Origin of the sequence: Anaerococcus sp. (assembly GCF_022770135.1) — a bacterium.
Taxonomy (GTDB): domain Bacteria; phylum Bacillota; class Clostridia; order Tissierellales; family Peptoniphilaceae; genus Anaerococcus.
On sequence record NZ_JALEIL010000011.1, the window covers coordinates 1 to 6032 of the forward strand.

General features: G+C 36.4%; 7 protein-coding genes, 1 tRNA gene and 1 pseudogene. 5 read left to right on the plus strand and 4 right to left on the minus strand.

Features of this window, described 5'->3' with window-relative positions:
• Window positions 1-1490 (minus strand): cardiolipin synthase (cls, locus tag MRZ08_RS00400; protein WP_297377886.1); only part of this gene is annotated, 1490 nt, incomplete at its 3' end.
• Window positions 1491-1583: 93 nt separating this feature from the next.
• Between cls and MRZ08_RS00405 the strand changes: the two genes are divergently transcribed.
• The 3 genes from MRZ08_RS00405 (at window position 1584) to MRZ08_RS00415 (ending at window position 3879) form a co-directional block, all read left to right on the plus strand.
• Window positions 1584-2336 (plus strand): PfkB family carbohydrate kinase, encoded by a 753-nt coding sequence (locus MRZ08_RS00405; RefSeq protein WP_297377889.1) that lies wholly within the window; start codon window positions 1584-1586, stop codon window positions 2334-2336.
• Between the two features lie 9 nt (window positions 2337-2345).
• Window positions 2346-3686, plus strand: a complete 1341-nt coding sequence (locus MRZ08_RS00410) for an MATE family efflux transporter (RefSeq protein ID WP_297377891.1) — start codon at window positions 2346-2348, stop codon at window positions 3684-3686.
• Between the two features lie 117 nt (window positions 3687-3803).
• A tRNA-Ala gene (locus MRZ08_RS00415) sits at window positions 3804-3879 on the plus strand.
• 126 nt (window positions 3880-4005) lie between these two features.
• Here the strand turns inward: MRZ08_RS00415 and MRZ08_RS00420 are convergent.
• Entirely contained in the window at window positions 4006-4188 is a 183-nt protein-coding gene (locus MRZ08_RS00420) for a DUF1232 domain-containing protein (RefSeq protein WP_297377894.1), read from the minus strand.
• A 223-nt stretch (window positions 4189-4411) separates the two neighbouring features.
• On the opposite strand from MRZ08_RS00420, the gene MRZ08_RS00425 reads away from it, so the two are divergent.
• Complete coding sequence (locus tag MRZ08_RS00425; protein ID WP_297377897.1) at window positions 4412-4540, plus strand: LDCC motif putative metal-binding protein; 129 nt, start codon at window positions 4412-4414, stop codon at window positions 4538-4540.
• Between the two features lie 249 nt (window positions 4541-4789).
• Here the strand turns inward: MRZ08_RS00425 and MRZ08_RS00430 are convergent, their stop codons facing one another.
• Together MRZ08_RS00430 and MRZ08_RS00435 are read right to left on the minus strand one after the other, a co-directional pair.
• Window positions 4790-5206, minus strand: coding sequence for a type II toxin-antitoxin system HicB family antitoxin (locus MRZ08_RS00430; protein WP_297377900.1), 417 nt, complete (start codon window positions 5204-5206; stop codon window positions 4790-4792).
• 35 nt (window positions 5207-5241) lie between these two features.
• Window positions 5242-5430: a type II toxin-antitoxin system HicA family toxin gene (locus MRZ08_RS00435; RefSeq protein WP_297377903.1), complete on the minus strand. Its 189-nt coding sequence runs from the start codon at window positions 5428-5430 to the stop codon at window positions 5242-5244.
• 369 nt (window positions 5431-5799) lie between these two features.
• On the opposite strand from MRZ08_RS00435, the pseudogene MRZ08_RS00440 reads away from it, so the two are divergent.
• Window positions 5800-6032 (plus strand): annotated as a pseudogene (locus MRZ08_RS00440) (hypothetical protein); the annotation flags it as partial.

Sequence of the window (6032 nt, forward strand, 5' to 3'; positions counted from 1 at the left end):
AATATATCGAAGTCATTTTTAATCTCAACTAGGCTGTTTGACTTATACATGTATAGGCCGCACTCAAAGTTTTGAAAAAGAGCCCTGTAGTCTAGGTTGACTGTTCCCACAAAGCCTACCTTGCCGTCAGCAAGCCAGGTCTTGGAGTGGACGAAGCCTGGAGTATATTCAAAAATCCTCACCCCTGCTTCTATAAATTCCTTGTAGTGGTCCTTAGCTAGGGCGAAAGCTACCTTCTTGTCTGGTATATGTGGCAGGCAAATCCTTACATCAAGGCCCGACTTTGAGGCAAGCTTTATCGCATTTCTAATCTCTTCATCGACTATTAGATAAGGACTCATGAGATATACGTATTTTTTGGCCTTGTTAATTGTATCGAGAAGGACGTTTTTTGATATAGTCTCATCATCTAGGGGATTGTCGGCGAAAGGAATATAGAAGCCACTAGCTTCTGTGTCCGGATATTTCTTAAGATAAGGACTATAGTCTTCTGGCTTGTTATCGAGAGAAAACCACATATTAAGAAACATTATGGTAAAGCTTTTGACAGCACTACCCTTAATTCTTACACCACAATCCTTCCAATGACCGAATCTCTCGAACACATTTATGTATTCATCAGATAGGTTGATTCCTCCAGTATAGGCAACCTTTCCATCTACCACCATGACCTTCCTGTGATCCCTGTTGTTCTGATAGGTCGATACTATAGGATACATCTTAGAAAAGACCCTACATTCTATGCCCAAGCTCTCCATCTCTTGGACAAAGTCAGGCCTTACTCTCGTTATGAGATTGGATCCATCTATAAGTAGCCTTACCTTAACTCCCTCCTTGGCCTTTTTTACAAGCTCTTCTAGAATTGTCCCCCACATATAGCCATAATCGATTATGAAAAACTCCATAAAGATAAACTCTTCTGCACTTTTCACGTCACTTAGCATGGCCTCGAACATGTCATCTCCTACTTTAAAGTAAGTCGAAGATGTGTCCTTATAGGTTGGAAATCCTCCCACATCGTCCAAGTATTTGGCTATTGGATAAAATCTCCTTTCCCTGTCTTCGATTTTTTCGTAAAGATCCTTATCCTTTTGGACGTATTTTCTAGAATCTTTATCGAGACTTATAACCTTCTTCTGCTCTCTCTTGTAACCAATCGAATAATGACTTACGAGAAAGGCGATTATACCAAAGGTCGGAACTATCGCTATAAGCATAAACCAAGACAGCTTGTTGGCATTGGATACCTTTTTCATATTGAGGATTATAAGCATCATTATAAACTTAGATAGGGTATCTCCTCCCATAATATAAGTGATATTTATCTTAGAATTATAATATATGTAAATCATCAAAACAAGCTGAATAATTACTAAAAAGGCAAATAGTCCAGCACGAGAGAATATCAAACTCCCCAAACCCTTCCTGGTTTTCTTAACATATTTATTTTCGTTGATTTTTTTAATGATATTTTTATTAAATTTATACATAGACCTATTATATCACTTTAACCCTCCTACTTACAATATCACGCCTTGACATAAATCTTTAAATTCATAAGATATAAGGTGAGGTGAAATGAGATGAAAAATATATTAATAATAAATGATTTCGTTTCCCTAGGAAAAATTGCCGGCAAAATGATGGAAACTGTCCTATCCTACAAGGGACACAATACTTTCTTCCTTCCAACTGCCCTTATAGCAAACAACTTCTCCTACGGGAAAAATGCCATATTAGACACAACAGAATACTTAAAAGATACCCTAAGAAACTGGGATGAGATAGGCTTTGAGTTTGACCTTATCTCTATCGGATATATCCACAACACTGAGCAAAGAGATATAATCTACGATTACGTAAAAAACTTAGACTACAAGGCGACTGTCCTCTTTGATCCCATCATGGGAGATGAAGGAAAGCTCTACCCAACCCTTGATGAGACTATGCTTGAAAATTATAAATCCTTACTCGATATTTCAGATATCATAAGTCCAAATGCCACAGAGGCTAAGTTTCTTGATATAGACTACGAGGATTTTGTAAGCAAAGGAAAAAAATATCTTATAACTTCTATAGAAGAAGACGGGAAATATTTCGTAAAAGGATACGATGAGGGTGAATTTAAAATTCCTTTCGACAAACTTCCCAAAAGACTTACAGGAACGGGAGACCTATTCGATGGGCTCTTCATAGCCTACTTCCTAGATGGCTACTCAATCGAAAAATCTTGCCAAAAGACAGTCGATATTATATCTAAAATCTATAGTGATGTTATCAAATACTCTACAAATGAAAATATAAATATCGAAAGATATCTGGACCTAATAGACTAAGGGGGATTCGTGCAAAGAAAAGATTATTGGAAAAAATCACTAGCAATTGCCTGGCCTGCCCTATTGGAATTCTTCTTTATATCAATTGCAGATATAATAGATACCTTCATGGTATCAGGCATGGGTCCAAGTGCTGTTGCCGCTATCGGCCTTACCACCCAACCTAAATTTATAGCCCTTACCATATTCTTCTCCATAAATGCTGCCGTATCGGCCCTTGTTGCGAGAAGACAGGGAGAAGGAGATAGAATAGAGGCCAACAAGACTCTTCTTACAGCTATCTATATAGTAATAGCCTTCGTAATCCTAGTAGACCTTGTGATGATGCCCTTCCTATCCCCAATCCTTAAGTTTGCTGGGTCCAATCCTGAAACTCACGAGCTTTCTATAGCTTACTTTAAAATTATTATGGGAGGGATTATATTTAATGCCCTAGCCATGGTCATCAATGCTGGCCATAGGGGCTGCGGCAATACACAAATTGCCTTCGTATCAAACCTAGTTAGCTCTGTTGTTAATATTACATTTAACTACCTACTAATCTACGGAAACTTTGGATTTCCTGCCCTAGGCATAAGGGGAGCTGCCATTGCGACAGTCCTAGGAACAGTCGTGGCAAGCATAATGTGCATCATTTCCCTAACGAGAAAATCTTCCTACCTTAACTTCAATCAGTTTGTGAAAGCGAAGTTTGCATACAGCAAGAAAATCGCCAAATCCATTGCAAGTCTCGGCTCAAATATCTTTGTTGAAAATGTCTCAGCAAGAATCGGCTTTCTCGTGACAGCCATTACTGCAGCAAGTCTTGGAACAGAAATCTTTGCTGCCCACAACGTAGGAATGAATCTCCTATCCCTAACCTTCTCCCTAGCTAATGGAATGCAAGTAGCAGCCATTGCCCTATCAGGAAACGCCCTGGGTGCGGAAGATAAGGAAGGAGCCAAGACCTACGGCAAGGTCTGCCAAGAGATCGGCTTTGCCCTATCAGTAATAGTATCAATCATACTGATATTTTTCGGAAGACATATCTTTGGTCTCTTCTTCAAAGATCCAGATATAATCGAATACGGTGTGATCATTACAAGGTTTTTAACAGTAATAGTCCTCCTACAGATCTCCCAAACAATCTACGGAGGCTGCCTCAGAGCGGCAGGAGATGTCAAATACACCCTCTTTGTAGCCCTCTTATCTGTAACCTTTATCAGAAGTGCCGTAACCCTACTTGCAGTAAATGTCCTAAGCCTCGGCATCATGGGAATCTGGCTAGGAATCCTATCAGATCAGGCATCAAGGTTTATTTGCCTAAGACGAAGATTTCACCAAGGAAACTGGGTCAACAAGAAAATATAAAACAAGGGAGAGCCTTCCTAAGCGAAGCACTCTCCTTTTTCTTAATTCTATTTAAATCTTGTAATGACCTAATCTCCTTGTCTTTTATATTAAAATATGCTAGAATATATACATCTTGGGGCATTAGCTCAGTTGGGAGAGCGCTTGACTGGCAGTCAAGAGGCCAAGGGTTCAAGTCCCTTATGCTCCACCAAAAGAATCAAAAGGTTTCAAATCACTGTTTTGTAGAAGTTTAAACTTCTGGAGAAGTCAAGAATAATCAAATTAACGTAACAAGAACTGAATTAGTTATAATGAAAAATAAGAGGATTTGGATCTTTTATTTATTTTCGTCTACATATTCAATTTTTTCCTTATCCATAACTGAATCTGGGGTCATTTTGCTTGTTATATAAATTAGAAATGGAAGGTCGATTGCATAATCCAAAATTCCTAAAAAAGGAATCACATCATTTATCAAATCGGCAGGCATTACTGCATATAAAATTGCTCCACGTCCCAAAAGTTTTGGAGTATTTTTATATTTCTTAGCCGTAGCAAAAAGAACAATCGATGAATTTTTAAAAGATAATTAAATGGAAGTTTATCTTTCTACTTTTGGAAAAGATATCCTGTCTTTAATTATGGGATAGGAAAATGGGAGATAAAAAATTGAAAAAAATAATTTTTTCCGGTATAAGTATTATTGTAGAAAATTTACAAATAATTACCCGAGGAGGTAAAATATGAAAATCTTTGAATCAATGAAAAATAGATGGGAAAAATTCTTGAAAAATCTAGCAAAAGAAAATAAAAAATCTTTTGGAAATGAAAGATTAGATTGTTGTTCATTGAACAAAAGAGAATATAAATAAAGAAAAAAATTACCTCGGTGGAGACTGAACTGACCCCCAAAAGTTAGACCTAAAAACTAACTAATAGAAGACGATATCCTAACTCTTACCCTAGTTGATACAGGTAGTCACTCAGATTTGTTCGACCTTTAAGCCATCTTTGGGATGGCTTTTTAAATTACTAATTTGTTTTCCTCCTCATCCCTTTTTCAAGTAAATATTTTGAGAACACAAAAAGCGACTGTAATACTGCAGTCGCCTAAAATCAATCTATTCTATATCAAATTCTCTTTCCAAAGCTTCTGTTAAAAGTTTGGAGAAATTTATATTATGATTTTTCCCCATTTCGTTTAGATAGCTAGGAATGGTTATATTTTTTCTTACAGTTTCTTTTCCCATCTCTTTGGCATATTTTTGAACATCTATTCCAACAAGACTGACGAAACTTTCTTCGACTATTGTATAGCCATCATCTTCAATAACAACATCTTTAATACTAGTTGGCTTCGGAAAATCTTCCTTATCTATAAGCATATAGTAAAGGTTAATCCCTAAAAAATCCTGAGCCATATAGATACACTCATTTTCTGTTTCTGCTTGACTCGCTCCTTCAAAATCTGGAAATGTTATAAAATAACCCTCGGTGTCATTGCACTTATGAAATACTGCTGGATAAGCTAAAAACATACTACCTCCTAAAAGTAAAGTAAGGAGGGGACTATTTAAGTCCCGCTTGTTTCAGAATAGCTTGCTCCGTCCCTTTTTTTGAGCTCTTTAGAATGGAACGGCACTTCTGTTACCTTACCGGTTTTGAAATTCTTAAATCTTCTATGAGAACCCTTACCGCCTTTTATTTCGGTAAATCCGTTCTTTTTAAGAAGTTTAATCATTTCTTTCGCGCTTAGTGGCATATGCTATCCTCCTTACACTACTATTATACATATTAATGCGTATTGGTTCAAGATATTTATTTTTCTAATCTTATCAAAAGTTTAGTATATCTATCAAAAAGCGATAAATTCATTTTTGACACATTTCGCTTTTATTAACCTCAATATGTTATATATTAAGATTTTCAGTCATTTCAAAATTTCTTCATAATCTTGATATTCTCTCTCTTGCATAAGTCATTATATCAGTTTATTTTTCATCCTAGATAAGCTAAAATTTCACAACTAATCTCCCAAGTAATACCTTAATTTTTAAAATATCCCCTCAAAAATTGACAAGCTTAATATGACTTAGTAAAATTACTAACAGTGTTAGCTAAAGGAGTTTTTATGAATGATGATTTAGTTCAAAGATTGATTACAAGTTTGTCTAAGATAGGCCACGGTGGGTCTGGTAAGAAGTTAAATAATTCAGTTAGAGGCGAGAATATGGCCATGGCTTTAATTAGCAAGAATGGAGGTTTTATCTATCCCAAAGACATAGAGGAAAAGATGGGGGTCTCTAGTGCGAGAGTTGCTAAGATTATCAAGAGCGTTTGTCTGCTTTGCAGCCAAGAAAAATT